The organism is Kocuria sabuli, assembly GCF_040981185.1.
In the GTDB taxonomy this organism is placed as follows: Bacteria; Actinomycetota; Actinomycetes; order Actinomycetales; family Micrococcaceae; genus Kocuria; species Kocuria sabuli.
In genome coordinates, this window is the sequence record NZ_JAVHZE010000057.1 from 1 (window position 1) to 942 (window position 942).

1 protein-coding gene is annotated in these 942 nt (G+C 63.5%); it reads left to right on the top strand.

The window, feature by feature from the left end:
* On the top strand, positions 1-937 hold a 937-nt coding region (entC, locus tag RE027_RS17825), incomplete at its 5' end, for an isochorismate synthase EntC (RefSeq protein WP_368809636.1).
* Positions 938-942 lie beyond the last annotated feature (5 nt).

Below are 942 nucleotides of genomic sequence, written 5' to 3' on the forward strand. Positions count from 1 at the left end.
CGATACCCGCAAACCGTCATCGCTGTTTATTCCGCAACGCTGGCAAACCTTCTCTCGCCCGGCGCGTCAGCAGTCCGCACGCTACGCCTCCGGCGCGCAGACGCTGAATGTGCAACAACGCACCGAGATCCCGCCGCAGCCGGTTTTCGAGGAGATGGTCGCCCGCGCCGCGTCGCTCACCGCCACGCCGCAGGTGAATAAGGTGGTGCTGTCGCGCCTGATTGATATCGCCACCGACAAACAGATTGATAGCAGCGCGCTGATGGAGCGTCTTATCGCCCAGAACCCGGCGAGCTTTAACTTCCACGTACCGCTGGAAGACGGCGGCGTGCTGCTGGGCGCCAGCCCGGAACTGCTGCTGCGTAAAGAGGGCGCGCACTTTAGCTCGCTGCCGCTGGCGGGCTCTGCGCGCCGTCAGCCGGACGATGTGCTGGATCGCGAAGCGGGCACTAAGCTGCTGGCCTCCGAAAAAGACCGTCACGAGCACGACCTGGTAACGCAGGCGATGAAAACCATTCTGGAACCGCGCAGCCATCATCTGACCATGCCGGCTTCCCCGCAGCTCATCACCACCCCGACGCTGTGGCATCTGGCGACGCCGGTAGAAGGTGACGCGCGTGAAAACGAGAACGCCCTGACGCTGGCCTGTCTGCTGCACCCGACGCCAGCGCTGAGCGGCTTCCCGCATCAGGCGGCAAAAGAGCTGATTGCCGAGCTGGAGCCGTTCGATCGTGAGCTGTTCGGCGGCATCGTCGGCTGGTGCGACAGCGAAGGTAACGGCGAGTGGGTGGTAACTATCCGCTGCGCGCGGCTGCATCAAAATACCGTTCGCCTGTTTGCCGGCGCGGGTATTGTGCCTGCTTCCTCCCCGGTGGGCGAGTGGCGCGAGACGGGCGTGAAGCTCTCCACCATGCTCAACGTGTTTGGTTTGCACTAAGGAAT